Origin of the sequence: Caballeronia udeis (genome assembly GCF_044909315.1) — a bacterium.
Taxonomy (GTDB): Bacteria; Pseudomonadota; Gammaproteobacteria; order Burkholderiales; family Burkholderiaceae; genus Caballeronia; species Caballeronia udeis_A.
Genome location: NZ_JBIYEB010000020.1, coordinates 45210 through 71805, shown reverse-complemented (window position 1 = coordinate 71805; position 26596 = coordinate 45210). Strand labels below are relative to the sequence as shown.

Genomic DNA, 26596 nt, shown 5'->3' with positions numbered 1-26596 from the left:
CCACTTCTGACAGCAAATCTCGCGCCTTGCGCACCGCGCTTTAAATCAGCACTTTGCGCACCCCGCGCCCCAAGGCGCGGATATTAACGAAATGCCTGTCACATGTACATGCCGCCGTTCACATGCAGCGTCGTGCCCGTTATATAACCGGCGTGCGGCGAAGCAAGGAAAGCCACAGCATGCGCGATATCTTCCGGGCTGCCCAGTCGGCCGAGTGGTATCTGTGCTGTGAGCGCCGCGCGCTGCGCTTCCGGCAGGACCTTGGTCATGTCGGTATCGATAAAACCCGGCGCAATGCAGTTCACCGTGATCCCACGGCTGCCGATTTCACGCGCCAGCGCCCGCGTCATGCCCGCCACGCCGGCCTTCGCGGCCGCGTAGTTAGCCTGTCCCGGGTTGCCCGACGACGCCACCACCGACGTGATGTTGATGATCCGGCCGCCGCGCGCTTTCATCATCGGGCGCAGCACGGCGCGCGAAAGACGGAAAACGGCACGCAGGTTGGTGTCAATGACGGCGTCGAATTCGTCGTCCTTCATGCGCATCGCCAGCTGGTCTTTCGTGATCCCGGCGTTGTTCACCAGCACGTTGAGGCCGCCGAACTCCTTGACCACGCCGTCGATAAACGCTTCGCTCGCGGCCGCGTCGGTGACGTTCAGCACCGCGCCACGGCTTTGTCCGCCAAATTCTTTCAACGCTTCGGTAATGCCCTCCGCGCCGCTTTCGCTGGTCGCCGTGCCAATCACGGTCGCGCCCTGACGTGCGAGTTCGACCGCGATGGACCGGCCGATCCCTCGCGACGCACCCGTCACGACCACTATGTGCTTGTCCAGAATCATCTTTTGTTTTTTCCTTGTCTGTCGCTCAACTGCTTTGACCGTGTAGCTCACGAATTCAGCCGGCGAGCAGTTTGCGCGTTTCTTCGAGCGAAGCCGGATCGAAGATCGACGCCCCGATCAACGTACCGTCGATGCGCTTCGTCAACCCGTTCAACACCTTGCCCGGACCGCATTCGATCACATGCGTGACTCCTTCCTGCGCGATCTTCTGCACGGTTTCGACCCAGCGCACCGGACCGGCGGCTTGACGCACGAGCGCGTCCTTGATGGCAGCGGGTTCAGCGACGCTCGCGACATCGATGTTATTGATCAGCGGAATCTGCGGCACGCTAATACTCACGCCAGCCAGGTACTCGCGCAACTGGTCCGACGCCGGCTTCAGCAACGACGAATGGAACGGCGCGGATACCGGCAGCGGCAATGCGCGTTTCGCGCCCTTGGCCTTGGCGATTTCGCAGGCTTTTTCAACGCCCGCTTTCGCACCGGCGATCACCACTTGGGACGGCGCATTGAAGTTCACCGCTTCCACAATCCCCACCGCCGATGCTTCGGCGCAGACGGCCCGCACGGCGTCGTCATCGAGACCGAGGATGGCGGCCATTCCACCCTCGCCCACGGGCACGGCGCTCTGCATGGCCTGCGCGCGAAAGCGCACAAGCGGCACGGCAGCCGAAAACGGCAACGCCCCAGCAACGACCAGCGCCGTGTATTCGCCCAAGCTATGACCCGCGACAATCGCCGGTTTCAGCCCGGTTTCCTGTTCCCACATACGATAAATCGCATAGGCAGCCGTCAGCATCACGGGTTGCGTGTTCGCGGTCAGACCCAGCTCTTCAACCGGACCTTCAGCGATCAGCTTGCCCAGATCCTGGCCGAGTGCATCGGAGGCCTGCTGCACGGTTTCGCGCACCACGGCGTGGTCGGCAAATGCATTGAGCATGCCGACCGACTGGGATCCTTGTCCCGGAAAAACGAACGCGAATTTCATGAGGTTCTTACTCGATTGAATTGTCGAATGACTGGCGTGGCGTGATGACGCAGCTGAATCGGCTAATACCCGCTTAATAGCGGATAACCGACGCGCCCCACGTGAAGCCGCCGCCCACCCCTTCTATCAGCACATGCTGGCCGCGCTTGATGCGGCCATCGCGCACGGCGACGTCGAATGCGAGAGGAATGGATGCTGCCGACGTATTGCCATGCTCGCCAACGGTCACAACCATGCGCTCCAGCGGCAAATGCAACTTGCGCGCGGTGCTTTCCATGATGCGGATATTGGCCTGATGCGGAATGAGCCAGTCGATGTCGCCGGCGGTCAGTTGCGCTTTCTCGAGCGCCTCGACAGCCACTTTCTCCAGCACCTTCACCGCCAGCTTGAACACGGCCTGACCATCCATGTGCAGGAACGCGCTGCCTTCGATCACGCCCTTGTTCACATTGCCCGGCGTGCAAAGGATGTTCGCGTGTCTGCCGTCGGCGTGAAGCGCGCTCGACAGTACGCCGGGTTCATCGGAGGCTTGCAGGATCACGGCGCCCGCGCCGTCGCCGAACAGCACGCAGGTGGTGCGGTCGTTGAAATCGAGAATGCGCGAGAAGGTTTCAGCACCAACGACCAACGCCGTGCGATTGGCGCCGCCGCGGATAAGGCTGTCTGCCATTGCGACCGCGTAAGCAAATCCCGAGCAGACAGCCTGGATGTCGAACGCTGCGCCGCCGTTCTTGATGCCGAGCTTGTTTTGCAACAGGCAAGCGGTGCTGGGGAAAACGAAGTCAGGCGTGGACGTGGCGACAATGATCAGATCGATCGATTGCGGATCAATGCCCGCAGCCTCGATCGCATGACGCGACGCCTGCAAGGCAAGTTCGCTGGTCGTTTGATCGGGTGCGGCGAAGTGGCGTGCATGAATACCGGTGCGGGCGACGATCCACTCATCGCTCGTTTCAACACCTTGTTTTGCCAGACGCTCGGCCAGTTCCTGGTTCGAGACGCGGTCCGCCGGCAGGTAACTGCCCGTTCCGATCACGCGGGAATAGAGATTCGATTGAGCCATTATGCCTTCGAGGATAGCGCGGCGCCCGGTTCGCCCGGCTGCACGAGCGGGCGGTCAGCGACCGTATTATCGCCTGGGGCGACGGGGTCGGCCGCAGCAGGGTCGGTCTGATTCGGAACCGCGGTGCCAGCAGTGTCAGCGGAAGCGTCGAGCGCTGCTTGTTGCACGGGAGCAGCGTTTTCTTCCATGGCGCGCACGAGGCGTTCAAGCACGCCATTTTTGACCGCATCATACCCGCGTTTGATAGCCCACTCAAACCCGTACGCTTGTGCCGATCCGTGGCTCTTGATGACCAGCCCGCGCAAGCCGAGCAGCGCGGCACCGTTGTACTGAGCGGGGTCAACCCGGCGTTTGAAGCGTTTGAGAACGGGCAATGCGACGATTGCCATCAGCTTGGTGAGGAGTGACCGGCTGAATTCCTCGCGAATCATGTCGGTCAGCATCTGCGCCAGACCTTCCGAGGTCTTCAGCGCCACATTGCCAACAAAACCATCGCACACGACCACGTCGGTCGTGCCTTTATAGATGTCGTTGCCTTCCACGTTGCCGTAGAAATTGAGCGTGCTTGCGCGCAGTAATTCGCCGGCGCGTTTGATGATGTCGTTGCCCTTGATGACTTCTTCGCCAATGTTGAGCAGACCGATGGTCGGCCGCTCCTTATCCCCGATGGCGGCGACAAGCGCATGGCCCATTTCGGCGAATTGCAGCAAGTGTTGCGGCTCGCAGTCCACGTTCGCGCCCAGGTCAAGCACGGTGGTGAAGCCCTTCTGGCTTGGCATCGCGAATGCGATAGCCGGGCGCTCGATGCCCGGCAGCGTCTTGAGCACGTAGCGGGACACGGCCATCAATGCGCCGGTGTTGCCTGCCGAGATGCACGTCTGTGCCTGGCCGTCCTTGACAAGGTTGAGCGCCACCCGCATGGACGAATCTTTTTTCCGGCGCAGCGCAACCTCTACCGGATCGTCCATCTCGACCACTTCGGTGGCCGGGACGACCGTCAGCCGGGTTTCGCCGGTGGCTTTGCACTTCTTCAGTTGCGCGCGGATGGCCGGCTCGATGCCGACGAGCAACAGATGCGCATCAGGATGCGAACGCACAAAACTGACCGCGGCGGGAACGGTCACGGCCGGGCCGTGGTCGCCTCCCATGCAGTCGATAGTGATCTTTACGGTCATGGAGTGCGACGAATTTCAGGCACAAAAAAGCGGCAGTGAAATGCCGCCTTCTTGTCGTACCGGGAAGATGTCAAGCGCGAGCAACCGCGACTCAGACCACGAGTCAAGACGGTGACGCCAGACGCAACAAGCGTCGTACGCTTAGTCGTTCTTCGTCTTGATGACTTTCTTGCCACGATAGTAGCCGTTCGGGCTCACGTGGTGACGCAGATGCACTTCACCCGTGCTCGGCTCAACTGCGAGCGGCGCTGCAGTGAGGAAATCGTGCGAACGATGCATGCCGCGCTTGGACGGCGATTTCTTGTTTTGCTGAACTGCCATGATGACTCCAGAAAAATTTTGCGAATTCTAACACAGCTCGACACGCCGGAGACCCTGACCTGAGGCCAGTGAGTCTTTCCGGACGCGTCGCGCCGCCTGATGATTCGACACCCGGCCTGATGCCGGACATCAATACTCTTTAATGCGAGCGTTTAATGCATAGTACGTGCGCTTCACTGCCCGCGTAATGCTGCTTAATGCTTGTTGTCGTCGGAACCGCCCTGCTTGAGCTTACCGAGCGCGGCGAACGGATTGGGTCTGCCTGTGCCGCCATCCTGCTGCGTGCCTGCATCGCCATTCAGACCACCATCGTCCAGCTCGCCCTCGGCGCCGTCGAGACCCGTTACCAGGCTCTCGTGCACTTCGGGACACACATCGTGCTTCGGCACGAGCGGCAAGGACAACAACAATTCCTCTTCGATCAAGTCGACGAGATCGAACTGGCGTGAGCCAACGATCACTTCCACTTCATCGTTGTCTAGCGGAAACTCGTCCGCTTCTTCTTCTGTCTCGACAATGCGATACGTTGCATCGACATCCAGGTGCTGCGAATACGGCGAAAGACAACGCTGGCATTCGATCCAGACCGATCCGTGCACTGCGAGCCGCAAATAAGGCTGCGGCGCTTCAGTGCCGTCGTCCTGCAACTCGGGCTGCATGGAGCCCTCGGCCTGCCACGAAAACACCGTGTCGCGGTCCGGGGCGTCGGCCGGCACTTCGTTCTGCATACGCGGCAATTGCGAGACTCGTACACCACCTGCTGCCTGCCGACGGCTTTGGGCGAATTCGAACAGGTCGAGTGCGCGCAAGTCGGCGGGACATGCAGGTTTGCCAGGATTCTGTGTCATGTGCGCTCCTGCAGTGGTCGTTGCCGTGACGGCTGGATAGCAAATCCACGGAGGACGACCGGGGGTAAAACCGCAGTATGCACCGCACCGGACCCGTCCGGCTGGTGTGGTTTATCCCGATCTTTCCGTTCGGCCACTTCTCGAATCAAGCACCCGTCCGAGCCGCTATGTCGGCGAGCCACTTTTCCGGCTCATGCAACCTTGGCTCAAGCAACCGCATCTGGTCTCCAGATCCGCCTGCACACGCTGATGCGCGACATCTCGGTACACTTCCAGCCATCGCTTGCGTTGCGGGCACCTACCGGTTTCTTCACCGGCCCTTGACGGGAGGCCCTTGAGGACAAAGGTCTCCGCATACCGATGAAAAGCCCAAAATCATAGCGGCTTTGTCTTTTCGAGTCAAACACTTATGCTCCGGTGTGCGGCAGCGCCGGTTCAGTCCGGACCCGGCCCGATTCCTGTCATTCACCCCATTTGTTGATAGCCAATCCTTTTCATGCCCGACGCCTCAAATATGCCGCGCCTCATCCTTGCCTCGAGTTCGCGTTACCGGCGGGAGTTGCTCGAACGCCTGCGCATTCCCTTCGATGTGATCACGCCCGATATAGACGAAACGCCGCTCGATGGTGAAACGCCGGAAGCCACGGCCGTCCGGCTGTCGATCGCCAAGGCACGTGCGGCCGCGGCCCGTGTGACCGAAGCTTCCGGTGTGCTTGTGATCGGTTCGGATCAGGTCGCGACCTGCGACGGCCGTCAGATCGGCAAGCCCGGCACGCATGACAATGCTCGCGCCCAGCTTCAGTCGATGCGTGGCAAAAGCGTCGAATTCCACAGCGCGCTTTGTCTCTTCGACAGCCGTACGGACGCGATCCAATCCGCCGATATTGTCACCCGCGTGCAATTTCGCGAGCTGACAAATGCGGAAATCGAAGCGTATTTGCTCGCCGAAACGCCTTACGACGTGGCGGGTAGCGCGAAATCGGAGGGCTTGGGCATCACGCTTGTCGATGCAATTCACTCCGACGATCCCACCGCGCTGGTTGGCTTGCCGCTGATTGCGTTGTCACGGATGTTACGCACGGCCGGGTTCCCGTTGGTGGAGGAGGCAGCATGAGCGGCGTCCTGTATCTCATCCCGAATACGCTTGGCGACGGCGACAGCGCCGCGCTCGCCGACGTCCTGCCCGAACCCGTGCGTGCTCGCGCCGCGGCGCTGCAGTACTACATTGGCGAGAACGCTAAAACCACGCGCGCCTTCCTGAAGAAGGTCGGAACGGAACGGCCGATCCAGGAAATCGAGATCCGCGAACTCAACGTCAACACGCCGCCGGGCGAGGTCGAGAAGCTGCTCAAACCGATTCTGGAAGGCACCGACGCAGGTCTCGTCTCGGAAGCGGGATGCCCGGCAGTCGCAGATCCGGGCGCCCTGCTCGTGCGCCGCGCGCATGAGCGAGGCGTGAAAGTCGTGCCGTTCGTCGGTCCCAGTTCGATTTTGCTGGCATTGATGGCCTCGGGCATGAACGGGCAAAGCTTTGCGTTCAACGGCTATCTTCCCGTCGATGCCACCGAGCGGGGCAAACGCCTGCGCGAGCTGGAAGCGTTGTCGCGCAAGGCGAACCAGACACAGATCTTTATCGAGACGCCGTACAGGAATCGCGCGCTGCTGGACACGTTGCTCGCGACCTGCGCGCCGTCCACGCTGGTGTGCGTCGCGGTTGACCTGACATTACCGGCCGAGACGATTGTCACGCGAACGGTGGCGGACTGGAAAAAGAAAGCCGCGCCGGAGTTGCATAAACGGCCGGCGATTTTCCTGTTGTTAGGGGCGTAAGGCGCTCAGCCAGCCCGAGGGCGCAAAAAAAACCGCTCGCCTGAATACCCAGGACGAGCGGTTTATCATCTGATAAAAGCGGCAAAGTTCACTTCAACTGCATCTTCCCGCCCATCATCAGCGCATGCATTGATGCATTGCCGACCGCCGCGCCAAACTTGCGCGCCACGCGCTCGCCAATGCTCTCTTTCTGCGTGTAATCGACAATATCCGGCTGCTTGACGATCTCGCGCGCGACGTAATCGGCGTCGCCAAAACCATCGGCGAGACCCAGTTCCACACTCTTCTGACCCGTCCAGAACATGCCCGAGAACACGTCGGGCGTGTCTTTCAGCCGATTGCCCCGGCCCTGTTTGACGGCATCGATGAATTGCTGGTGAATCTGGTCAAGCATCTCCTGCGCGTGAGCATCCATGGCCGGCGTCTCGGGCGAGAACGGATCGAACGCGCCCTTGTTTGCGCCCGACGTATGCAGCCGGCGTTGCACGCCAAGCTTGTCCATCAGGCCCGTAAAGCCGAAACCATCCATCAGCACGCCAATTGACCCGACAATGCTCGCCTTGTCGACGTAGATCTTGTCGGCGGCCGCCGCGGCGTAATAACCGCCCGACGCGCACATGTCGCCGACCACCACATACAACGGCTTTGACGGATATTTCGCCCGCAAACGCGTGATCTCGCGGTTGATGATGCCCGCCTGCACCGGACTGCCGCCCGGGCTGTTGCAGCGAAGGATCACCGCAGCCGTGCCGTCGTCTTCAAACGCGCTGTCGAGCGCCGTGTTCACGTTGTCCGCGCTGGCGTCGCCATTCGAGGAAATTTCGCCTTCCAGTTCTACCAGCGCCGTATGGCGCGCTGTTTTTGCGACTTTGTCGCTTGTGAAATCGAACGCGCTCCAGACCGCGATCGCCAGGATCGCCAGGAACACAAAGCGGAAAAATATCCGCCAGCGGCGCGCGGCGCGCTGTTCGTTGATGGCCGCGAGCGCGATACGTTCGAGCGCGGCGCGCTCCCAGTTGTCGCCGGCGTCCCCGATGGATTTCGGACGCGCCTTATCCGCGGAATCGGTGGGAATTTGATCGGACATGCGTCGCCTGGTTGACTGATTGAAAAAGAAGAGCGGGTATGTTTCAAGCCGCGAGAACGGTCAAGCCGGACGAAGATCTTCGTCGGGAAGCCAGAAGACGGCGCGGCCTTCGGGTGTATCGCGATCTTCCGCTGCCACCCGCCGCAAACGCGCGCCGCGACATGGACCACCAACGCATTTTCCCGTGTCCGGCTCGTAAATAGCGCCGTGAGTCGCGCACATCAAGTATAGGCCGGAGCTCTCGAAGAACTTGCCTTCGGACCAGTCCATCTCCATGGGCACGTGCGCGCAGCGGTTGAGATAGCCAAAGGGTTTGCCGTCGTAGCGGACGAAAAACACCGTAGCTTCACCGCCTTTGTCGACAGCTTTGTGACGAACGCCGTCGCCGCCGTCGACCAGCTCTTCCGACGCGCAGATTCGCACCGGCTCAAGTGGCCTATCAAGCGGCGTTCCTGTCATGCATGCTCCCGCAGCCAGTCTCCCAGCGACGTGACGTTGTCGGCCACGAACAGCGGCTCCAGCGCTTGCAGCGACTTCGCCGGATGCGCGCCGTACGTCACGCCGACCGCCGCCGCGCCGGCATTCTTCGCCATCTGCAGGTCGTGCGTGGTGTCACCGATCATCACGGTGCGGCTCACGTCCTGCCCGAGTTCGCGCGTGAGTTCGTGCAGCATGGCCGGATGCGGCTTGGAGAACGTTTCGTCGGCACAGCGCGTGCCGTCGAAGAGACTTGTCAGGCGCGACTGGTCGAGCGCGCGGTTCAGGCCCACGCGGCTTTTGCCTGTGGCGACCGCCAGCAGGTAGCCTTCGTCGCGCAGGTTCTGCAACATGCCGCGCACGCCGTCGAAGAGCTCGGTTTGCTCGCCCTTGATCAAATAATGAAAGCGATACCGCTCGGCAAGCTTCGGGTAATCGACGGGATCGAGCGTGGGCGCGGCAATCTGCAACGCGTCGCGCAGCCCCAGGCCGATCACGTAGCTTGCCGCTTCGTCGGCGGGAACGGGCAAGCTCAGGTCGCGGCACGCCGCCTGAATGCTGCGCGTAATGTGTGCCGTGGAATCCATCAAGGTGCCGTCCCAGTCGAAGACAATCAGGTCGAATTGCTGACGGGCCATTTATTGGGTCTCTCTAGAATTTTGTTTGAGTTGTTCGATGAAGCGCCGGCATTCGGCCGGCAGTGGCGCTTCGACCTGAAGCGTCTCGCCGGTCGCCGGATGCACGAGTTTCAGCCGGAAAGCGTGCAGGAACATACGTTTGAGCGACGGGTTGGCGTCAGTGCGCACCAGATTCTTGTTTAACGCAAAGTCGCCGTATTTCGTGTCACCGGCGATCGGCAGGCCGATATGCGCCATGTGCACACGAATCTGATGCGTACGCCCCGTCTTCAGTTCCGCCTCGACCCACGCGTATTCACTGAAACGCTCGATCAGGTTGAACACAGTATGCGACGCGAGGCCGTCGTCCTGCACCCGCACGCGGCGCTCGCCCTCGGGCGTCAGATACTTGTGCAGCGGCTCCTTCACGATCCGCCTGCGCCCCCAACCCGCCAGCCAGTCGCCGTAACCGACGGCCTGGTAGCGTTTATCGATAAGGTTCTCGCGCATCTGCTCATGCACGTTGATCAGCGCCGAGCGTTTTTTCGCGAGCATCAGCACGCCTGACGTCTCGCGATCCAGCCGATGCACCAATTCGAGGAATTTCGCCTGCGGGCGCGCGTTGCGCAATTGTTCGATGACGCCGAACGCCACACCACTGCCGCCATGAACGGCGACGCCCGCGGGTTTATCGATCACGATCAGATGATCGTCTTCAAATAGTATGGGGAATTCGGCTGCGGGCGCATTTGATGAAACCGGCGTTTCGTCCAGTTGCGCAATACGAATAGGCGGGACGCGAACGAGATCGCCCATTTCCAGCCTGTAAGCGGCGTCGATACGGCCCTTGTTTACGCGCACTTCACCGCTACGCAAAATCCGGTAAATATGACTTTTCGGTACGCCTTTACAGACGCGAAGTAAAAAATTGTCGATACGCTGACCTGCCGCATTTTCGTCGATCTCGATCATGGAGACCTGTTCGCTTGCGACCTTTTTATGGGATGTTTTGCCTAACTCATTCATTCTGAATATAATTTGCGGACAGTCTGGAAAAAGCCACTAAGCTGGCCGGATGTTGTCAGACTGTACAGGTGCAAGCGATAAACCGTTATTTTACTTGCGCCCAGGGCCAGTTGCTCACCCGGAAAACGGAGTAACAAGTTGCACGCACGACGATATCGCACGGCAGGGACGGTGCCCACAGGCGCGTTCGGTCGAGTCGATCGTCGACACGGTAACGGATTTTTGGCGATCAAGAATTTTATCGGCGAGAGACGATGAGGTCCGGACTTAAACCCGGCTTCTTCCGGATGTGACCCGGGTATCAGGCAGGTATCGAAAGGATATCGAGCGGGTATCAGGTTAGGGTGAACGGAACTTCGTCGCTTGGCCGTTGCGAAGAAAACGGCCTTTGCTGCAAGCTGCGCTGAAACGGGCGAAGCGTGGCAGAGGACGCAACAAGACGAGACACCCAACGCGGTTATCGGGCGCTTTGAGCACCCGGCAAACCGCAACGGCAACCTGCTGCAGGTTTGGAAAACGTCGGTCGGTTTGCTTGACGCGCGGGTTATGCGCGAAGACCCTCCACCCGTTTGACACTGTGTCAGGGCGCATCCGGCTGCTGCTGGCTGCGCTGCCGGCTCTTCAAGCAGTTGAAGGACGTCGAGCCGCAGTGCTGTGTCGCTTAAGCCGCCAGCCGTTGCTTTACGGTGTGTCGAAGTCTGTTCGCATGTGCCCCAAGGCTTGCTGCCCGTCGCGACGCGTTTCGTCGCTGGCCGGTGGTCAGACCCGTCCCAGGCAATTCTCCCCGCCAGAACTCCTGCGCAAGCGTGCTTTGTGACAACACACACAAAAAAGCGCGGCGCGCCCGCCCTCCTGCTTCACGCGACTGACAACCGCGCGAATTCGCTCGATGGGGGCCGGTAGAGCCGCTCTGGAGCCGTCCAATGAAACGCATGCTGTTTAACGCGACGCAGCAAGAAGAATTGCGCGTCGCCATCGTCGATGGGCAAAAACTCATCGATATCGACATCGAAACCGCCGGGCGCGAACAGCGCAAAGGCAATATCTACAAGGGAGTTGTTACCCGCATCGAGCCCTCGCTCGAAGCCTGCTTCGTGAACTACGGCGAGGATCGCCACGGTTTTCTGCCGTTCAAGGAAGTCGCGCGCCAGTATTTCAAGGACGGCGTCGACATGCGCTCCGCGCGCATCCAGGACGCGCTGCGCGAAGGCCAGGAACTGATCGTTCAGGTCGAAAAGGAAGAGCGCGGCAACAAGGGCGCAGCCCTGACCACGTTTATCTCGCTCGCCGGACGTTACCTCGTCCTGATGCCGAACAACCCGCGTGGCGGTGGTGTATCGCGCCGGATCGAAGGCGACGAGCGCCAGGAATTGCGCGAAACGATGGCCCAGCTCGATTTGCCGGAAGGCATGAGCATCATCGCGCGTACGGCAGGGATTGGCCGCTCGGCTGAAGAACTGCAGTGGGACCTGAATTACCTGATGCAATTGTGGCGCGCGGTGGAAGCGGCATCGCAAAGCGGCGTGGCGGGCAAGCCGATGCTGATTTATCTCGAATCCAGCCTGGTGATCCGCGCAATCCGCGATTACTTCCAGCCGGATATCGGCGAAATTCTCATCGATACCACCGAAATCCATGACCAGGCCAGCGCCTTCATGGACATCGTGATGCCGGATAACTTGAGCAAAGTTAAGCGCTATCACGACGACGTTCCCCTCTTCTCCCGTTTCCAGATCGAACACCAGATTGAAACCGCGTATTCGCGCACGGTGCCGTTGCCCTCGGGCGGCGCGATCGTGATCGACCACACGGAAGCGCTGGTGGCTATCGACGTGAACTCGGCCCGCTCGACCAAGGGCGCGGATATCGAGGAAACGGCGACCCGCACGAATCTCGAAGCCGCCGACGAAGTCGCGCGCCAGTTGCGCCTGCGCGACCTGGGCGGTTTGATCGTGATCGACTTCATCGACATGGAGTCGGCCAAGAGCCAGCGCGAAGTCGAGCAGCGCCTGAAAGACGCGCTCAAGCACGACCGTGCGCGCGTACAAATGGGCAAGATTTCGCGCTTCGGTTTGATGGAACTGTCGCGTCAGCGGCTGCGTCCGGCCCTCTCCGAAGGCAGCCATGTGACGTGCCCGCGTTGTAACGGCACAGGCCACATTCGCGATACCGAATCGTCCGCGCTCCAAGTGCTGCGGATCATTCAGGAAGAAGCGATGAAGGAAAACACCGCGGCAATTCATTGCCAGGTGCCGGTGGAAGTCACCGCCTTCCTGCTGAACGAAAAGCGTTCGGAAATCAACAAGATCGAGTCGCGTTTCAAGGTCAACGTCGTGTTGATCCCGAACAAGCATCTCGAAACGCCGCATTACAAGCTGGAACGCCTGCGTCACGACGACACGCGTCTGGATGAGCCGCGTGCATCCTGGAAGATGGCCGAGGAAGCGGCGCACGAGCTGGAATCCGAAACGGGTTACAGCAAGCGCACCGAAGAAATCAAGCCGAAGCAGGAAGCGATGGTCAAGGGCATCACGCCGACATCGCCTGCGCCTAGCGCGCCGGTGAAGGTGGCCGCTCCGGTTGCAGCGCCTGCGCCGGTGGTGGCGGCGTCGACGGGTGGGTTTATCGGCTGGCTGAAGAATCTGTTTGGCGTGCAACCCGAAGTGAAGCCGGCTCCCGCGCCGGTCGCAGCGCCCGCACCGGTACGTCCGGCACGTGGCGAACGGCCGGAGCGTTCGGGCCAAGGTGGTGACCGGAACCGGAATCGTCGTGGTGGTGCGGCTTCGCGCGATAGCGCTGCTGCCGCTAACGGCGCTACGCCAAGCGCACCGGGCACGGCAGGTGGTCGTCAAAACCCGCGCCGCGAGGAACGGGAACCGAAGGAAACGCGTGAACCGCGCGAAGCACGTGAAACCCGCGAGCCGCGTGAACCGCGTGGTGGTCGTGAAGGCCGCGAGCCGCGTGAAGCACGCGAAGGCCGCGAACCACGTGAGGCACGCGAAGGCCGTGAACCACGCGAGCCGCGTGAAGTGCGCGAGCCACGCGAACCGCGTGAGAACCGGGGTGAACGCGCGCCGGAACGTGCTGAAGCCGCCGATCGCGGTGAACGCCGTGAACGTGGGGAACGTCCGGAACGGGGCGAACGCCGCAAGCCACAGCCGGAAGCCGCCGTCGAAGCGTTGACGCAAGGCGAAACGGTGGTGTCGGAGTTCACGGAAAACACCCTGTCAGGCGCGGAATCGCAGCAGAACGGCAGTGCTGAAGCCTTGCAGGCCGATCAGGCCAGCGCAGCGCGTGAAGGCGAAGAGCGTCGTCGTCGCCGTCGCGGTCGTCGTGGCGGACGCCGTGATCGTGAAGAAGAAGGCGTGACGGCCAATCAGGCCGCCGATACCGCTGAAAACGAAAGCAGTGCTGACAGCGAACGGGCTCAAGCCGGTGTGTTCGACACGGATTCGTCGAATGAAACCGATGACAGCCGTGATTTCGCACCCGTTGCAGCCAAGCCGCTTGAAACGGCGCCGGCAGCGCCGGCACCCGAGTACGCCCCCGCGCACGCAGTCACGGTCGAGCCGGTTTCAGCCGCCGCGATCAGCGTGACGGAGTTGCCCGAGCCGGTTCGTGTCGCGCAAGTGGCACCGGTGGAAGCAGCACCGGTGGAAGCGAGACACGCCGAGGCTGAAGGTTTTGTCGTGTCGCATGCAGCGCAGGAAGTTCATGCCGCTCAGGAAACCAGCGCGACGGTTGCTGAAGCTGAAGCGCCTGCAACGGATATCTTCGAAAAGCCAGTTTCACGGCCGATCGAAAACCCGTTCGGACCGACGCCGAAGGTAGCGGAAGAAAAGGTCGAAAGTCCTTTCGCCGATACCCCGAAGGCAGCAGAACCCGAGCCCGTCATTGCTCACGTTCAGCCGGAAGTTCAAGTCGCTGAACCGGTGGAAACGGCGCCGGTCGCCGCGACGCCGGCACCGGAGACGGTAGCGTCGATCGCATCACCCGCGCCTGTCGTGGCAGAGGTAGTTGCGCCGGTCGAACCCGAGCCGGTGAAGACGTTTGAACCGGTGGAAACCGTGGCTCCCGCTGCAGCCGCTCCCGTAGCGGTTGCTCCGGCCGTCCCAGTGGCTCCGGCAGTTCCGGTTGCCCCGCTCGCCGTGGTCACCCTGAAGGAAGAAGTGCTCAAGCCGATGCTGGATACGGCGGGCCTCGTTTGGGTGAACACCGACGCCGACAAGCTGCGCGCAGCCCGCGAAGCTGCCGCGCAGGCGGAAGCACCGAAGCGTGTCGTACGCGAACGCAAGCGCCTGCCGCCGCTTGACACCGCGCCGATGCAGCAAGTCGAAACGGGTAAGGACGCGCATTAAACGCGTCTGATGTTTCGGAAAGCGCCACGTGACTCCGGTCCGTGGCGCTTTTTTATTGCGCCGTGGAGAAATGACCGCGAAAACAGGGCAGCAGGCCGCCTTAAATCCGCCCTTCCGCTAAAATGAGTTGTTAGACCTTCATAGCAGCCGCCCCACCGCCGCTGCGCGAGAAATAAAACGATCATGTCCCGGCGCATCATTCCCGTCACCAATGTCACCGCGATCCCGGATTTTGCCGGCATCGCAAGGACACCGCACGGACTGCTCACGGACCGGCTGTCGCGTGAGCTGCGCGATCTGCGCATATCGGTGACCGATCGTTGCAATTTCCGCTGCGTGTACTGCATGCCGCGCGAAGTCTTCGATAAAAACTACGCATTCCTGCCTCACAGCGCCCTGCTGTCGTTCGAAGAAATCGAGCGGCTGGCGCGGTTGTTCGTCGAACACGGCGTTGAGAAAATCCGCCTGACCGGCGGCGAACCGCTGCTGCGCAAGAACATCGAATTCCTGATCGAGCGGCTGGCGCTGCTGCGCACGCCGGAAGGCCGCCCGCTCGACATCACGCTCACCACCAACGGGTCGATCCTCGCCCGCAAGGCGCGCTCGCTGAAAGACGCGGGGTTGTCGCGGGTGACGGTGAGTCTGGATGCACTCGACGATGCGTTATTTCGCCGCATGAACGACGCCGATTTCGCCGTGGCCGACGTGCTCGAAGGCATCGAGGCCGCGCACGCCGCCGGCCTGACGCCGTTGAAAGTCAACATGGTGGTCAAGCGCGGCACGAACGACGCCGAAATCGTGCCAATGGCGCGCCATTTCAAAGGCAGCGGCGCGGTGCTGCGCTTTATCGAATATATGGACGTGGGTGCGTCGAACGGCTGGAACATGAGCGAAGTGCTGCCGTCGGCGGACGTGGTCGTCCGCATTGCCGAGCATTTTCCGCTGCGGCCGCTGGAAGCCCACAACGACGCCGAGACCGCACAGCGCTGGGGTTATGAGGATGGCAGCGGCGAGATCGGTGTCATTTCAAGCGTGACGCGCGCATTCTGCAGCTCCTGCACCCGCGCCCGCCTGTCTACCGAAGGCAAGTTGTACTTGTGCCTGTTCGCCACGTCGGGCCACGACTTGCGCGCGCTCATCCGCAGCGGTGCGAGCGACGCCACGATAGCTACGGCTATTGCCGGGATCTGGGAAGCGCGCACCGACCGCTACTCGCAACTTCGCGGCAGCAACGCGTTGCCCCCCACTGACCCGGACGCGCCGCGCGTCGAAATGTCCTATATCGGTGGCTGACATGGCCGAGGTGACTCGCCCGGGTGGCAGTCGTTTTCCGAAGCCCGACATTACCGGCGCTGTGCTGGCGGGGGGGCGCGGATCGCGCATGGGCGGTGTCGATAAAGGCCTGCAGCCGCTCAACCTCGAACCGCTTGCGCTCCATGCGCTGCGGGCGCTCAAGCCGCAATGCGGCGCAATGCTGATCAGCGCGAATCGCAGCCTCGAGATCTATGCGCAACTTGGCATGCCGTTCCAGGCAAAGGTCATTGTCGACGCGTTTCCCGATTTTCCAGGCCCGCTTGCCGGAATATCGGCTGCGTTGCGCGCGGCGCAAACTGAATTCGTGCTGTTCGTGCCCTGCGACGCGCCGTTCGTCGATCCTCACCTGGCAGAACGGCTATTCGATGGCTTGAGCGCAGGACACGCGGACATCGCCACGGCCGCAGTGGTCAATGCCGCCGGCGAGCGCCACGTGCATCCGGTTTTCGCGTTGCTGCGCACCTCGCTGGCGGACGATCTCGACACATTCATCCGCGCCGGCGAGCGTAAGGTACGCGCGTGGTACGCGCGCCACAAGGCGGTAGAAGTGACCTTCGCCAACGAGCGTGCGTTTTACAATGTCAACGATTTGCAGCAGCTAGCCGATCTCGAACGCAACTGAACACAGGTTCGTTTCGTTCCATGCTCAGGTTTGCGGTGAGCCCTCGGCTTGGTCAGCCCCGCGCTATGCAGCAGTTGCGCCAGCATCCTGGACACGCCTGCCTTTTTCACCGGTCCGCCCGCGGACTTTGCGTCGCGACTCCGCTCCGATCCACCCATCAATGAACACACCCAGGCATTTTTCGAGCTGCGTCGCCGAGTACGATCCGAACGCGCTGCCTGTCAGCGCGGCACAGGAGATCGTGCGCCAGTGGGCGTTGCCGCGCGGTCGCGCCGAGGTGGAACGCGTGCGTCTGTTCGACGCGCTTGACCGCGTGCTGGCTGAAGATGTCATTTCGCCCATCAACGTCCCCTCTCACGACAACTCCGCGATGGACGGTTATGCGTTCGACGGCGCGGTATTGTCGAATGGTGCGAATGGAGCCGATGGAGCGAGCCCACCAGACGATGCGCCGCTGCGCTTGACGCTTGTGGGTACCGCGCTCGCCGGACAGCCGTTCGAAGGCCGTCCGCTCGCCGCGCAATGCGTGCGCATCATGACCGGCGCGCTCATTCCGCCGGGGTGCGACACCGTCGTGCCGCAGGAACTCGTGCAGCGCACCGGAGACACCGTCACGTTCATCGCCGCGAACATTGTGCGTGGCGCGAACCGGCGGTTGGCGGGCGAAGACCTTGCGCAGGGCCAGGCAGCGTTAAGCAAGGGCCGTATCGTGCGGGCGTCGGATCTTGGCTTGCTGGCGTCGCTGGGCATTGACCAGGTGGCGGTGCAACGGCACTTGCGGGTTGCGTTTTTTTCAACAGGCGACGAATTGCGTTCGGTTGGCGAAGCACTCGCGCCGGGTTGCATCTACGATAGCAACCGCTATACCCTTTTCGCGATGCTGCGCCGGATGAACGTGGAACCGGTGGATCTGGGCATTGTGCGCGACGATCGCGCATCGCTTGAACGAGCGTTGCGACAGGCTACGCAAGATGCCGATGTGGTGATCAGTTCGGGCGGTGTGTCGGTAGGCGACGCTGATTTCACGCGTGACCTGATGAACGCGCTCGGCGACGTGGCGTTCTGGAAGATCGCGATGCGTCCCGGCAGGCCGCTCGCGTTTGGCCGCCTGTGGTCGGGCAAGCGTCCGGGGGAAGGCGAGTCGGCCTTGTTCTTTGGCTTGCCGGGCAATCCGGTCGCCGTGATGGCGACGTTTTATTTCATCGTGCGCGAGGCGCTGCTCGCCATGTCGGGTGCGACGCCGCATGCGCTGCCGTTGATATCGGCGAGAAGTACGCAGCCAATCGGCAAACGCGCCGGGCGCACGGAGTTTCAACGCGGCATTGCACACCGCGATACCGCGGGGCACTGGCATGTGGTGACAACCGGGCCGCAAGGCTCGGGGGTGCTGAGTTCAATGAGCGAAGCTAATTGCTTCATTGTCCTGAAGCACGACGCAGGAAATATCGATGCGGGAGACAGCGTGGATATCCTGCCATTCGACGGCCTGATCTAGTTTCAAAGGCTCTTCGACAACCTGCTTCAAGAACCTGAACCTCAAGAACCTGAACCGTCGCGCCGACATCATGTGAGCGGCTGAAACGGATGGTTCGAATGCATTGCACTATGACTGACGGGGCTTTTCCTTCATGAAAAAACAGATTTCGTTCATCGCGCCGGGACAAACCGCCAAAGCGCTGATTCTCGTGTACCTCACCTTCAGCGTGCCCATTGTGCTGCTGGGCGTACTAGTCGCTTTCTTCCGATACGGCTCGGTCGAACTGAGCACCGTGACAAGCGCGCTGCTGCTCAACGCAATCCTCGGCTTCATCTTGCTGTGGATTGCATGCCACGCATACAACTGGGTGGCGTCGCGGTTCGGCGGCATTGAGATCGTCTTGTCCGACGCACCGGAAGAGGCATGATGAGCACGCAAATCCGACCCGCAGCACCCGCCGATGCCGGCGCTATCTTTGCCTTGATGATTGAGCTGGCCGAGTTTGAAAAGCTCATGCACATGTTCATAGCCACCGAAGCCGGCGTGCATGACGCGCTGTTCGGTGCGCGGCCGTCCGCCGAGGCCCTGGTGGCCGAAGAGGATGGGCACATAGTGGGCTATGCGCTGTTCTTCCAGAATTACTCGACCTTCCTCGGCAAGCGCGGCTTGTTTCTCGAAGACCTGTACGTGAAGCCGGCCACTCGCGGCAGCGGACTCGGTACGAAGATGCTGCGTGCGCTTGCAGCGCTGGCGGTGGAACGCCAGTGCGGCCGCTTCGAGTGGACCGTGCTCGACTGGAATCAGAATGCCATCGGCTTCTACGAGAAGATGGGGGCAACCGTGTTGCCCGACTGGCGCATCGTGCGCATTACCGGCGACGCACTGGCTACGCTGGCCTCGCCTGCTGCTGCAGACTAAGGCAAATCTGCGCCGGGCTCGTCGCGTTCTGCAGGTTCTTCGCGTTCGTCCCCGAGCAGGTTGGCCACCTGCTCGCCCGGTAACGCCTCCACGGCGCGCAGTTTCTTGCTCATCTGGCGCGTACGCGTTTCCGCCGATTCAATGGAACGCGTCACAGCTTCAAGCTGCGACCGCGTCTTCGACAGCACCTCGCCAAACTTCCTGAACTCCGTTTTCACCGCGCCGAGCACTTGCCAGACTTCACTGGAGCGCTGCTCGATGGCCAAGGTCCTGAACCCCATCTGCAGGCTGTTCAGCAGCGCCGTCAACGTGGTCGGACCCGTCACGCTCACCCGGTATTCCCGCTGCAGGAAATCCGTTAGCCCCGGACGACGCAGGATTTCCGCGTACAGGCCTTCTGTGGGCAGGAACAACAGCGCGAAGTCCGTGGTATGCGGAGGCGCAACGTACTTCTGTGCGATAGCCTTCGCCTCCGCACGAATGCGGCCCTCCAGCGCCCGTGACGCTTCCTCGACCGCGACAACGTCAGCACGATCCTGTGCATCGATCAACCGCTCGTAGTCCTCGCGCGGAAACTTGGCGTCGATAGGCAGCCATACCGGCGTAGCCACCGCATTCGCCCCGCTCTGGCCGGGCGCGTCGTGACGGCCGGGCAGCTTGATCGCAAACTCCACGCGGTCGTTGCTCTTCGGGATGGTGGCGACGTTCTTCGCGTACTGCTCAGGCGTGAGCAACTGCTCCAGCAGCGATTCAAGCTGAACTTCGCCCCACGTCCCACGCGTCTTGACGTTGGTCAGCACCTTCTTCAAGTCCCCCACGCCCGCCGCCAGGGTCTGCATCTCGCCCAATCCGCGATGCACCTGCTCCAGCCTGTCCGAAACCAGCTTGAATGATTCGCCAAGCCGTTGCTCCAGCGTCGCGTGCAGCTTTTCATCGACGGTACGGCGCATTTCTTCGAGCTTCGCCGCGTTGTTCGCTTCGATATCCTTCAGCCGCGCTTCGAGCGTTGCGCGTACTTCGCTCAGACGGCGGTCATTCGACTCTGACATCTGCGCGAGCTGCAGCGTGAGTGCATCGCCGAAACGCTTCAACGCCTGGCTTTGTTCGTCGCGTGCGTGCTGGCTCTGCTGCACGTTACTTTCCGTCAACGTGACCAGTTGGCGGGAGAACGCTTCAAGCTGTGTGTTCTGGACATTCGCCATGCTCGCGAGTTGCGTCGCGAGTGTCTGCTGGAACTGAGCGAACGCAGTGCCCGCCTCGGTACGCGATGCGCGCGAGGTTTCTGTCACTTCGCCACGCACGTTGCGTTCGAGCCGCTCCTGGGCCCGCGCGTGCGCTTCGCCCATGTCGATGATCCGATCGGCCAGCGCCTCGAACTGCTCCTCGACATCTGTCTCGCGCTTCGGCCGCAACAACAGTATCAACGCGATCACCAGCGCGATCGCGAGGACAGCGACACCCACGCTCAACAGCAACAACATAGTCATTTCTTCAGGACTTCCGGATTGATCGGGTTCGGCGGATTGCCTGCGCGCGGACCTTCGCCCAGCGCGGCGATCAGGTTGTCGGCTGCGAGATTGGCCATGGCACGGCGCGTGGATTCGGTCGCGCTCGCAATATGCGGCGTCAGCACCACGTTCGGCACGGTGAGAAAGTCGCGATTGAAATTCGGCTCGCCTTCGAACACATCAAGCCCCGCCGCTGCAATGGTCTTGTTGCGCAAGGCCTGGATCAATGCCGCGTCGTCGACAATTCCACCTCGTGCGATGTTGGTCAGCGTAGCCGTAGGTTGCATGCTTGCCAGTTCAGCCGCGCCGATGGTGTGGCGATTCTCGGCGGTATACGGAAGCACCAGCACGAGGTGGTCTGCACGCTTGAGCAAGTCCGCCTTCGACACATACTCGGCATTCAGTTCCGCCTCGATCTCGGGCGCAACGCGCGAACGGTTGTGATAGATCACGCGCATGTTGAATCCGCGCGCACGCCGGGCAAGCGCCTGACCGATGCGCCCCATGCCAAGCACGCCGAGCGTGGCACCGTACACGTCGGTACCGAGGAACGCGTCGTAGGACCATGTACCCCATTTGCCCGCGCGCAGGAAGTGTTCGGATTCAGCAATTCGGCGTGCGGCCGCCATCATCAGCGCCCAGCCGAAGTCCGCCGTACTTTCGTTCAATACGTCCGGCGTGTTGGTGCCGAGCACGCCGTGCGCGTTCAACGCCTGCATGTCGAAGTTGTTGTAGCCAACCGCCATGTTCGACACCACCTTCAGATTCGGCGCACCTTCAAGTACCTTCGCCGTGACGGGATCGCCGGCCAGCAACGCACCGTCGCGATCGGCCATGCGGCGCGCGAATTCGTCGGCGGCGAGCGGTGCGCCCGGATTGGCATCGACTTCAAAATACTGCCGGAGGCGTTCAATCACGTCCGGGAAGATGGGACGGGCAACCAGCACTTTTTTCATCGACTTCTCCTAAAAGAACAACCATCCAGTAAGTACGAACAAGGGCAGCAAAATGACTGTCGACCAACCGACGTACGCAAAGAATCCGGGCATGACAATGCCGCGCGATTCGGCAATCGCCTTGACCATGAAGTTGGGCGCGTTGCCGATATAGCTGTTGGCACCCATGAACACGGCACCCGCCGAGATGGCGGCGAGCGTGCTGGCGCCAGTCGTCATCAACGTGGGGGCATCGCCGCCGGCAAGGTTGAAAAACACGAGATAAGTCGGTGCGTTGTCGAGGAACGACGACAGCAGTCCCGTCGCCCAGAAGTACGCAATGTCGATAGGCTTGCCGCTTGAATCCGTCACCATGTGCACGATGCCGGCAAATGCGCCGTCAGCTCCCGCGCGCAGGATCATGATCACGGGCGCAATGGTAATGAAGATGGCGGCGAACAACTTCGCGACTTCTTCAATAGGCGCCCAGTTGAACGCGTTGCCCGCGCGCGCGCTTTTCGGCGTGAGGATCAGCGACAAGAGCGTCACCACGACAAGCAGCGCGTCGCGCACGACATTCTGCAAGCCAACGTGCGTACCGAATACATCGAACTCAATGCCCGGTTTCCACAAGCCGCTCATCAGCACGAGCGCGACCACCGCCGCGAGCAAAACGAAATTGATCTTGCCTTCGACACGCAACGGCGTTTTCACCTCACTCCGATGCACCGCCTCTTCCTTGGCGAAGTAATAGCGGTCGAGGACGTAGAAGAGTGCCAGCAAAACCACGCAGATAAAGAGCGTTGGCGCGGCGAGATGCACCGTGGTCCAGAAAAAGCTCACGCCATTCAGGAAGCCGAGGAACAGCGGCGGATCCCCAAGCGGCGAGAGCGAACCGCCGGCATTGGCCACAAGGAAAATGAAGAACACCACGCGATGCACAACGTGCCTGCAATGTTCATTGGCCCGCAGCAATGGGCGAATCAGCAGCATGGCTGCGCCCGTTGTCCCCATGATGCTGGCGAGCACCGTGCCGAGTGCGAGCAGTCCCGTATTCAGGCGCGGGGACCCATGCAAGTCGCCATGCAGGCAAATTCCGCCCGCGACGGTGAACAGCGCCGTGAGCAGGATGATGAACGGCACATACTCTTCCAGCATGGCGTGCGCGAAGGTGGCGAACGCAGCCTGCGTACCAAAGCCGAGTGCAAAAGGGATCAGGAACACAAGCGCCCAGGCCGCCGATATCTTGCCGAAGTGAGCATGCCAGGCATGCGGCGCAATCAGCGGAACAATCGCGATGGACAGCAGGATCCCGGCGAACGGAAGTGCCCACAGCGGAGACAGCGTGGCGCCATCAAGCGATGCCGCAGACGCGGTCAACGGCAATAGGAGAAGCGCCAGGCCTTGCCATGAACGTCGCATAGTCGCGGATGTGCTCATGCGGGAGCTGCGCCGGTTGCGGCTGCGGCCGGAGCATGCAGCCTTAAGCCCCGCTCTCTCGAGTTTGGGCGTGCGGCCGATGTATTCATGATGCTGTCCTCGTTGGCCTGTGCGTCGATCAAGGACTTGATTATAACGAGCGCTCTCGCTCGAATAACCCTGACCGAACGGCTAACGCGGACAGCACCGCCCCTCAAAAATGCCTGCGCGGGTTACTGTGCTTCCACGGGTTTGGCGATGTCGAATACCTGGCGCAGGTAGGCAAGGTAAGCCTGGTCGTCGCACATGTTCTTGCCGGGGGAATCGGAGAGTTTGGCAACAGGCTGGCCGTTGCAGCGAACCATCTTGATCACGATCTGCAGCGGTTGATAGCCAAGATCGTTGGTCAGGTTGGTGCCCACGCCAAAAGCAAGCTGACAGCGGCCGCGGAAACGTTCGTAGAGGCGCAGGACCTTCGGAATGTCAAGTGCATCGGAGAACACGAGCACCTTGGTACGCGGATCGCAACGGTTCTGTTCGTAGTGACGGATCAGGCGCTCGCCCCAGTCGAAGGGGTCACCGGAGTCGTGGCGGGCGCCGTCGAAGAGTTTGCAGAAGTACATGTCGAAGTCGTTCAGGAACGCCTTCATGCCATAGACGTCGGAGAGCGCAATACCCAGGTCGCCGCGGTACTCCTTCGCCCACATCTCGAAGCCAAAGACCTGCGAATCGCGCAGCCGGGGGCCGAGCGCCTGGCAAGCCTGCAGGTACTCATGCGCCATGGTGCCGAGCGGACGCAAGCCGTGCTTCATGGCGTAGTAGACGTTGCTCGTGCCCGTGAATTGCTCGTCCAGGCCTTCCTTCAGCTTGAGGATGACCTCCTCATGCCACTGCTTGGAGAAACGCCGGCGGGTGCCGTAGTCAGCAATCTTGCAGTCGGAGACTTCGGGTCGGCCGCCGAGCAACTGGATCTTGTCGCGCAGGCGGTCGCGGCCAACATCGAAGGTTGGGTCGCGCTGCGTGTTGCGGAAATAGACCTCGTTGACAATGGCGAGGATTGGGATTTCGAAGAGGATGGTATGCAGCCAGGGGCCAATGATATCAATGTCGATCTCGCCATTCTGCTTGGCGGACGGCTTGATCGTGATGGCCTTTTCGTTGAGTTGAAATAGCGCGAGGAAGTCAATGAAATCGCTCTTGATGAAGCGCATCCGGCGAAGGTATTCGAGCTCGTCCTCCTTGAAGCGCAAATGGCAGAGCTGGCGCACTTCGTCGCGTATTTCATCTATATACGGCACGAGATCGACGTCCGGCGTACGGCAACGGAACTTGTATTCCGCGTGTGCCGCCGGGAAGTGATGCAGCACGACCTGCATCATCGTGAACTTGTAGAGATCGGTATCGAGCAGCGAATGGATAATCATGGTTCCAGACGAACAGCTAGGAAAACGGGTAAAGCCGCGGACAAGCGCGCGGGAAGAACCGCAAACGGACCCGGCACGCCCCAACGCACTGGATGCGTTACCCCCGGCGGCCTCCAGTGCATGTTACCCGAAGTGTCCGCCCGGAGCGCCGCCCCGCCTTGGCCGAAACACGCCGCACTGCGGCCCTGCCGAAGTCCATAAACAAATCACTAAACGATATAAGGCCTTAGGGATGGGGGTCGCGCTCAAATATACCGGTACGCTACAATATCGGTTTTGGCGCGCAGATCGTGCACAGTCCGGCTGTACAGCCCCGGATAAAGACGCTCGGTAAGAGACACCAGGTCCCATTGGTCGAATCCGACGCTCATGTCGCCCTCGCCGCCGCCCCACGAATTTCGTATGCAGGAGCCTGAATGACTCACGTTGTGACCGAAAGCTGCATCAAGTGCCGCTATACCGATTGCGTGGACGTGTGCCCGGTGGATTGCTTCCGCGAAGGTCCCAATTTCCTCTCGATCGATCCCGACGAGTGCATCGACTGCGCGGTTTGTGTGGCCGAATGCCCGGTCAATGCAATCTATGCTGAAGAAGATGTTCCTGGTGATCAACAGCACTTCATTGAGCTGAACGCCGAACTGTCGCGCGGCTGGCCGAGTATCACCAAGACCAAGGCGCCGCTGCCCGAAGCCGACGATTTCAAGGATGTGAAAGAGAAGCTTGAACTGCTGGTGCGGTAAGGCCCAAGGGGTCGCATGTCATCGCATTCTTTGTAATGCCCCGCTCGTTTGTGACTTTTTGAATCGAGATGAACGCAGGGTGTTGACAGGCTAGATTCCCCTCCATATAATTTCGTTTCTCTGCTGCAGATGTTCCTCGATAGCTCAGTTGGTAGAGCGCCGGACTGTTAATCCGTAGGTCCCTGGTTCGAGCCCAGGTCGAGGAGCCAAAAAAGTTTCAGACCAAAAAGCCCAATCGAAAGATTGGGCTTTTTGCATTTCCGGACCGCAATTGAACGCAAGGATTTGAGGTCGCGAATGCGACTATCGCTGCCCTCATCATCGATCAATCAGGACAATTGAACATGGCCCTGCAAGATCAACTCACGATCCTCTTCAACTCCCACCCTCGCAGACAGATTCAACCACCATCCACCTGCCCTCCAATCTTTAAAATTGAGAGTCGTCAGACAACGGTATAATCTATTGATCCAGCCCCTCTTCAAACTACGGCATCGCCAAACGGCTGACCCAAGGAGCGTTTCTGATGGCTGAACCCCTCACATCCGTCGTCACACCCCGACGCGCCCGCAATCTGGCGGAGAGCGTGTTCGACTACGTGATCGAACAGATCGAGTCCGCTGCGTTGAAGCCGGGCGACAAACTGCCCACCGAAGCGAAACTCATGCTGACGCTCGGCGTGAGCCGCACCGTCGTGCGCGAAGGCATTTCTCGCCTGCAGGCCAACGAGGTCATCGAAACACGTCATGGAATCGGCAGTTTCGTGCTGGAACCGCGCCGCGAGAAACTCGGTATCGACATGGTGCCGGCCACCACGCTGCGCGATGTGCTGTCCGTACTCGAGCTGCGCATCAGCCTGGAAACCGAATGCGCCGGGCTGGCAGCGCAACGTGCCCAGCCGGAAGATCTCGTGCGCATGCGCGCGGCGCTCGACGCAATAGAAGCCACCAGCCGCAACGGCAGCGACAGCGTCGCGGCCGATCTCCAGTTTCACATCGCGCTCGCGCGGGCGACTGGAAACCGCTATTTCGTCGATATCCTGACGCAGATGGGCACTGCGCTGATCCCGCGCAACCGCATCGATTCAGCAGGGATCGCGAAGGCTGACCCGAAAGCGTACGTCTCGCTCGTCAATCTCGAACACGAGAGCATTCTCGAAGCCATCACACGACGCGACGCCGAAAGCGCGCGCGCCGCCATGCGCATGCATTTATCGAATAGCCGGGAACGGTTGCGGCGCGCGAATCAGTCGAGCGAAGCAACGGGCTGAAAGCGCTCGATTGTCGCCAGCCCGGCTGGCATGAGCCGCACGAAAAGCACGCGCGACTCATCGATCGCACCGCTGGACACCTGCAGCAACATTGGCAGGTCTCGCACCCATCCCTCGGCGACTTCCGTGATACCAATCATCTTGTCTGACGTCGTACTTTAATTCATATTCCTTTCGACGTAAAACGTTGTAAGAATAGACCGAATCATCTTTATCATGGCGCAGTTTCGGGTTAACACCCATGTTGACGTCACCTGCACAACTCGTAAAATGTCATCAGACAACATATCACAGATCGAAAATTGCGATATAACCGGTGATGGATCGCGCCGGCCACAGC

General features: G+C 60.9%; 26 protein-coding genes and 1 tRNA gene. 11 read left to right on the top strand and 16 right to left on the bottom strand.

The window, feature by feature from the left end; genetic code table 11:
- Nucleotides 1-98 precede the first annotated feature (98 nt).
- The 6 genes from fabG to ABH944_RS28145 form a co-directional block, all read right to left on the bottom strand.
- Entirely contained in the window at nt 99-839 is a 741-nt protein-coding gene (fabG, locus tag ABH944_RS28170; protein ID WP_404610589.1) for a 3-oxoacyl-ACP reductase FabG, read from the bottom strand.
- A gap of 55 nt (nt 840-894) precedes the next feature.
- Complete coding sequence (gene fabD / locus ABH944_RS28165) at nt 895-1827, bottom strand: ACP S-malonyltransferase (protein ID WP_404610590.1); 933 nt, start codon at nt 1825-1827, stop codon at nt 895-897.
- Between the two features lie 73 nt (nt 1828-1900).
- The gene (locus tag ABH944_RS28160; RefSeq protein WP_404610592.1) at nt 1901-2890 is read right to left on the bottom strand and encodes a beta-ketoacyl-ACP synthase III; all 990 of its coding nucleotides are present in this window, start codon (nt 2888-2890) and stop codon (nt 1901-1903) included.
- On the bottom strand, nt 2890-4065 hold the full coding sequence (plsX, locus tag ABH944_RS28155; protein ID WP_404610593.1) for a phosphate acyltransferase PlsX: 1176 nt from the start codon (nt 4063-4065) through the stop codon (nt 2890-2892). Before plsX ends, ABH944_RS28160 begins: the two co-directional genes overlap by 1 nt.
- Nucleotides 4066-4206: 141 nt before the next feature.
- Nucleotides 4207-4386, bottom strand: a complete 180-nt coding sequence (gene rpmF / locus ABH944_RS28150) for a 50S ribosomal protein L32 (RefSeq protein WP_047844776.1) — start codon at nt 4384-4386, stop codon at nt 4207-4209.
- A gap of 194 nt (nt 4387-4580) precedes the next feature.
- A complete protein-coding gene (locus tag ABH944_RS28145) occupies nt 4581-5234 on the bottom strand; it encodes a DUF177 domain-containing protein (protein ID WP_404610595.1) in 654 nt (217 codons plus the stop codon).
- 496 nt (nt 5235-5730) lie between these two features.
- Here ABH944_RS28145 and ABH944_RS28140 point away from each other — a divergent pair, with 496 nt between their 5' ends.
- Together ABH944_RS28140 and ABH944_RS28135 are read left to right on the top strand one after the other, a co-directional pair.
- On the top strand, nt 5731-6348 hold the full coding sequence (locus tag ABH944_RS28140) for a Maf-like protein (protein WP_404610596.1): 618 nt from the start codon (nt 5731-5733) through the stop codon (nt 6346-6348).
- Nucleotides 6345-7064 (top strand): SAM-dependent methyltransferase, encoded by a 720-nt coding sequence (locus ABH944_RS28135; protein ID WP_062089357.1) that lies wholly within the window; start codon nt 6345-6347, stop codon nt 7062-7064. Before ABH944_RS28140 ends, ABH944_RS28135 begins: the two co-directional genes overlap by 4 nt.
- 88 nt (nt 7065-7152) lie before the next feature.
- On the opposite strand, the gene ABH944_RS28130 is transcribed toward ABH944_RS28135, so the two are convergent.
- The 4 genes from ABH944_RS28130 to ABH944_RS28115 are packed head-to-tail and all read right to left on the bottom strand — an operon-like array spanning nt 7153 to nt 10271.
- Entirely contained in the window at nt 7153-8151 is a 999-nt protein-coding gene (locus tag ABH944_RS28130; protein WP_404610597.1) for a S49 family peptidase, read from the bottom strand.
- Nucleotides 8152-8211: 60 nt separating this feature from the next.
- Nucleotides 8212-8610 carry a Rieske (2Fe-2S) protein gene (locus tag ABH944_RS28125; protein ID WP_404610598.1) on the bottom strand — a complete coding sequence of 133 codons (399 nt, stop codon included), beginning with the start codon at nt 8608-8610 and terminating at the stop codon, nt 8212-8214.
- Nucleotides 8607-9266 carry an HAD-IIIA family hydrolase gene (locus tag ABH944_RS28120; protein WP_404610599.1) on the bottom strand — a complete coding sequence of 220 codons (660 nt, stop codon included), beginning with the start codon at nt 9264-9266 and terminating at the stop codon, nt 8607-8609. Before ABH944_RS28120 ends, ABH944_RS28125 begins: the two co-directional genes overlap by 4 nt.
- Nucleotides 9267-10271: an RluA family pseudouridine synthase gene (locus ABH944_RS28115; RefSeq protein WP_404610600.1), complete on the bottom strand. Its 1005-nt coding sequence runs from the start codon at nt 10269-10271 to the stop codon at nt 9267-9269.
- Nucleotides 10272-11194: 923 nt separating this feature from the next.
- Between ABH944_RS28115 and ABH944_RS28110 the strand changes: the two genes are divergently transcribed.
- The 6 genes from ABH944_RS28110 (at nt 11195) to ABH944_RS28085 (ending at nt 18960) form a co-directional block, all read left to right on the top strand.
- On the top strand, nt 11195-14629 hold the full coding sequence (locus ABH944_RS28110; protein WP_404610601.1) for an Rne/Rng family ribonuclease: 3435 nt from the start codon (nt 11195-11197) through the stop codon (nt 14627-14629).
- Between the two features lie 183 nt (nt 14630-14812).
- The gene (gene moaA, locus ABH944_RS28105; RefSeq protein ID WP_404610602.1) at nt 14813-15922 is read left to right on the top strand and encodes a GTP 3',8-cyclase MoaA; all 1110 of its coding nucleotides are present in this window, start codon (nt 14813-14815) and stop codon (nt 15920-15922) included.
- 1 nt (nt 15923) lies between these two features.
- The gene (gene mobA / locus ABH944_RS28100; protein ID WP_404610603.1) at nt 15924-16565 is read left to right on the top strand and encodes a molybdenum cofactor guanylyltransferase MobA; all 642 of its coding nucleotides are present in this window, start codon (nt 15924-15926) and stop codon (nt 16563-16565) included.
- Between the two features lie 160 nt (nt 16566-16725).
- Complete coding sequence (gene moeA / locus ABH944_RS28095; RefSeq protein WP_404610604.1) at nt 16726-18060, top strand: molybdopterin molybdotransferase MoeA; 1335 nt, start codon at nt 16726-16728, stop codon at nt 18058-18060.
- A 133-nt stretch (nt 18061-18193) separates the two neighbouring features.
- Nucleotides 18194-18469 carry a hypothetical protein gene (locus ABH944_RS28090; protein WP_031363462.1) on the top strand — a complete coding sequence of 92 codons (276 nt, stop codon included), beginning with the start codon at nt 18194-18196 and terminating at the stop codon, nt 18467-18469.
- Nucleotides 18466-18960 carry a GNAT family N-acetyltransferase gene (locus ABH944_RS28085; protein WP_404610605.1) on the top strand — a complete coding sequence of 165 codons (495 nt, stop codon included), beginning with the start codon at nt 18466-18468 and terminating at the stop codon, nt 18958-18960. Before ABH944_RS28090 ends, ABH944_RS28085 begins: the two co-directional genes overlap by 4 nt.
- Here ABH944_RS28085 and ABH944_RS28080 read toward each other — a convergent pair.
- The 5 genes from ABH944_RS28080 to ABH944_RS28060 form a co-directional block, all read right to left on the bottom strand.
- The gene (locus ABH944_RS28080) at nt 18957-20441 is read right to left on the bottom strand and encodes a DNA recombination protein RmuC (protein WP_404610650.1); all 1485 of its coding nucleotides are present in this window, start codon (nt 20439-20441) and stop codon (nt 18957-18959) included. The two genes, ABH944_RS28085 and ABH944_RS28080, sit on opposite strands and share 4 nt — an antisense overlap.
- A 2-nt stretch (nt 20442-20443) precedes the next feature.
- Nucleotides 20444-21424 (bottom strand): 2-hydroxyacid dehydrogenase, encoded by a 981-nt coding sequence (locus tag ABH944_RS28075; RefSeq protein WP_404610606.1) that lies wholly within the window; start codon nt 21422-21424, stop codon nt 20444-20446.
- A gap of 9 nt (nt 21425-21433) precedes the next feature.
- Nucleotides 21434-22843 (bottom strand): sodium:proton antiporter, encoded by a 1410-nt coding sequence (locus ABH944_RS28070; protein WP_404610607.1) that lies wholly within the window; start codon nt 22841-22843, stop codon nt 21434-21436.
- A 212-nt stretch (nt 22844-23055) separates the two neighbouring features.
- Nucleotides 23056-24246, bottom strand: coding sequence for a nicotinate phosphoribosyltransferase (gene pncB, locus ABH944_RS28065; protein ID WP_404610608.1), 1191 nt, complete (start codon nt 24244-24246; stop codon nt 23056-23058).
- 245 nt (nt 24247-24491) lie between these two features.
- Nucleotides 24492-24617 (bottom strand): hypothetical protein, encoded by a 126-nt coding sequence (locus ABH944_RS28060; RefSeq protein ID WP_404610609.1) that lies wholly within the window; start codon nt 24615-24617, stop codon nt 24492-24494.
- A 45-nt stretch (nt 24618-24662) separates the two neighbouring features.
- Between ABH944_RS28060 and fdxA the strand changes: the two genes are divergently transcribed.
- From fdxA to ABH944_RS28045, 3 genes are all read left to right on the top strand, one after another.
- The gene (fdxA, locus tag ABH944_RS28055) at nt 24663-24986 is read left to right on the top strand and encodes a ferredoxin FdxA (protein ID WP_062089371.1); all 324 of its coding nucleotides are present in this window, start codon (nt 24663-24665) and stop codon (nt 24984-24986) included.
- Nucleotides 24987-25119: 133 nt separating this feature from the next.
- Nucleotides 25120-25195: transfer RNA gene (locus ABH944_RS28050), tRNA-Asn, on the top strand.
- A 317-nt stretch (nt 25196-25512) separates the two neighbouring features.
- Nucleotides 25513-26256 carry a FadR/GntR family transcriptional regulator gene (locus ABH944_RS28045; protein WP_062089374.1) on the top strand — a complete coding sequence of 248 codons (744 nt, stop codon included), beginning with the start codon at nt 25513-25515 and terminating at the stop codon, nt 26254-26256.
- On the opposite strand, the gene ABH944_RS28040 is transcribed toward ABH944_RS28045, so the two are convergent.
- The gene (locus ABH944_RS28040; RefSeq protein ID WP_404610610.1) at nt 26232-26396 is read right to left on the bottom strand and encodes a hypothetical protein; all 165 of its coding nucleotides are present in this window, start codon (nt 26394-26396) and stop codon (nt 26232-26234) included. The genes ABH944_RS28045 and ABH944_RS28040 overlap by 25 nt on opposite strands.
- Nucleotides 26397-26596: the final 200 nt, after the last annotated feature.

Coding starts and splice junctions, on each gene's coding strand:
- ABH944_RS28110 (WP_404610601.1), top strand. CDS start 11,195: ATGAAACGCATGCTGTTTAACGCGACGCAGCAAGAAGAATTGCGCGTC.
- ABH944_RS28080 (WP_404610650.1), bottom strand. CDS start 20,441: ATGTTGTTGCTGTTGAGCGTGGGTGTCGCTGTCCTCGCGATCGCGCTG.
- mobA (WP_404610603.1), top strand. CDS start 15,924: ATGGCCGAGGTGACTCGCCCGGGTGGCAGTCGTTTTCCGAAGCCCGAC.
- ABH944_RS28135 (WP_062089357.1), top strand. CDS start 6,345: ATGAGCGGCGTCCTGTATCTCATCCCGAATACGCTTGGCGACGGCGAC.
- ABH944_RS28090 (WP_031363462.1), top strand. CDS start 18,194: ATGAAAAAACAGATTTCGTTCATCGCGCCGGGACAAACCGCCAAAGCG.
- moeA (WP_404610604.1), top strand. CDS start 16,726: ATGAACACACCCAGGCATTTTTCGAGCTGCGTCGCCGAGTACGATCCG.
- ABH944_RS28120 (WP_404610599.1), bottom strand. CDS start 9,266: ATGGCCCGTCAGCAATTCGACCTGATTGTCTTCGACTGGGACGGCACC.
- rpmF (WP_047844776.1), bottom strand. CDS start 4,386: ATGGCAGTTCAGCAAAACAAGAAATCGCCGTCCAAGCGCGGCATGCAT.
- ABH944_RS28125 (WP_404610598.1), bottom strand. CDS start 8,610: ATGACAGGAACGCCGCTTGATAGGCCACTTGAGCCGGTGCGAATCTGC.
- ABH944_RS28140 (WP_404610596.1), top strand. CDS start 5,731: ATGCCCGACGCCTCAAATATGCCGCGCCTCATCCTTGCCTCGAGTTCG.
- ABH944_RS28070 (WP_404610607.1), bottom strand. CDS start 22,843: ATGAGCACATCCGCGACTATGCGACGTTCATGGCAAGGCCTGGCGCTT.
- ABH944_RS28145 (WP_404610595.1), bottom strand. CDS start 5,234: ATGACACAGAATCCTGGCAAACCTGCATGTCCCGCCGACTTGCGCGCA.
- fabG (WP_404610589.1), bottom strand. CDS start 839: ATGATTCTGGACAAGCACATAGTGGTCGTGACGGGTGCGTCGCGAGGG.
- fdxA (WP_062089371.1), top strand. CDS start 24,663: ATGACTCACGTTGTGACCGAAAGCTGCATCAAGTGCCGCTATACCGAT.
- ABH944_RS28045 (WP_062089374.1), top strand. CDS start 25,513: ATGGCTGAACCCCTCACATCCGTCGTCACACCCCGACGCGCCCGCAAT.
- ABH944_RS28075 (WP_404610606.1), bottom strand. CDS start 21,424: ATGAAAAAAGTGCTGGTTGCCCGTCCCATCTTCCCGGACGTGATTGAA.
- ABH944_RS28160 (WP_404610592.1), bottom strand. CDS start 2,890: ATGGCTCAATCGAATCTCTATTCCCGCGTGATCGGAACGGGCAGTTAC.
- fabD (WP_404610590.1), bottom strand. CDS start 1,827: ATGAAATTCGCGTTCGTTTTTCCGGGACAAGGATCCCAGTCGGTCGGC.
- moaA (WP_404610602.1), top strand. CDS start 14,813: ATGTCCCGGCGCATCATTCCCGTCACCAATGTCACCGCGATCCCGGAT.
- pncB (WP_404610608.1), bottom strand. CDS start 24,246: ATGATTATCCATTCGCTGCTCGATACCGATCTCTACAAGTTCACGATG.
- ABH944_RS28060 (WP_404610609.1), bottom strand. CDS start 24,617: ATGAGCGTCGGATTCGACCAATGGGACCTGGTGTCTCTTACCGAGCGT.
- ABH944_RS28040 (WP_404610610.1), bottom strand. CDS start 26,396: ATGATTGGTATCACGGAAGTCGCCGAGGGATGGGTGCGAGACCTGCCA.
- plsX (WP_404610593.1), bottom strand. CDS start 4,065: ATGACCGTAAAGATCACTATCGACTGCATGGGAGGCGACCACGGCCCG.
- ABH944_RS28085 (WP_404610605.1), top strand. CDS start 18,466: ATGATGAGCACGCAAATCCGACCCGCAGCACCCGCCGATGCCGGCGCT.
- ABH944_RS28115 (WP_404610600.1), bottom strand. CDS start 10,271: ATGAATGAGTTAGGCAAAACATCCCATAAAAAGGTCGCAAGCGAACAG.
- ABH944_RS28130 (WP_404610597.1), bottom strand. CDS start 8,151: ATGTCCGATCAAATTCCCACCGATTCCGCGGATAAGGCGCGTCCGAAA.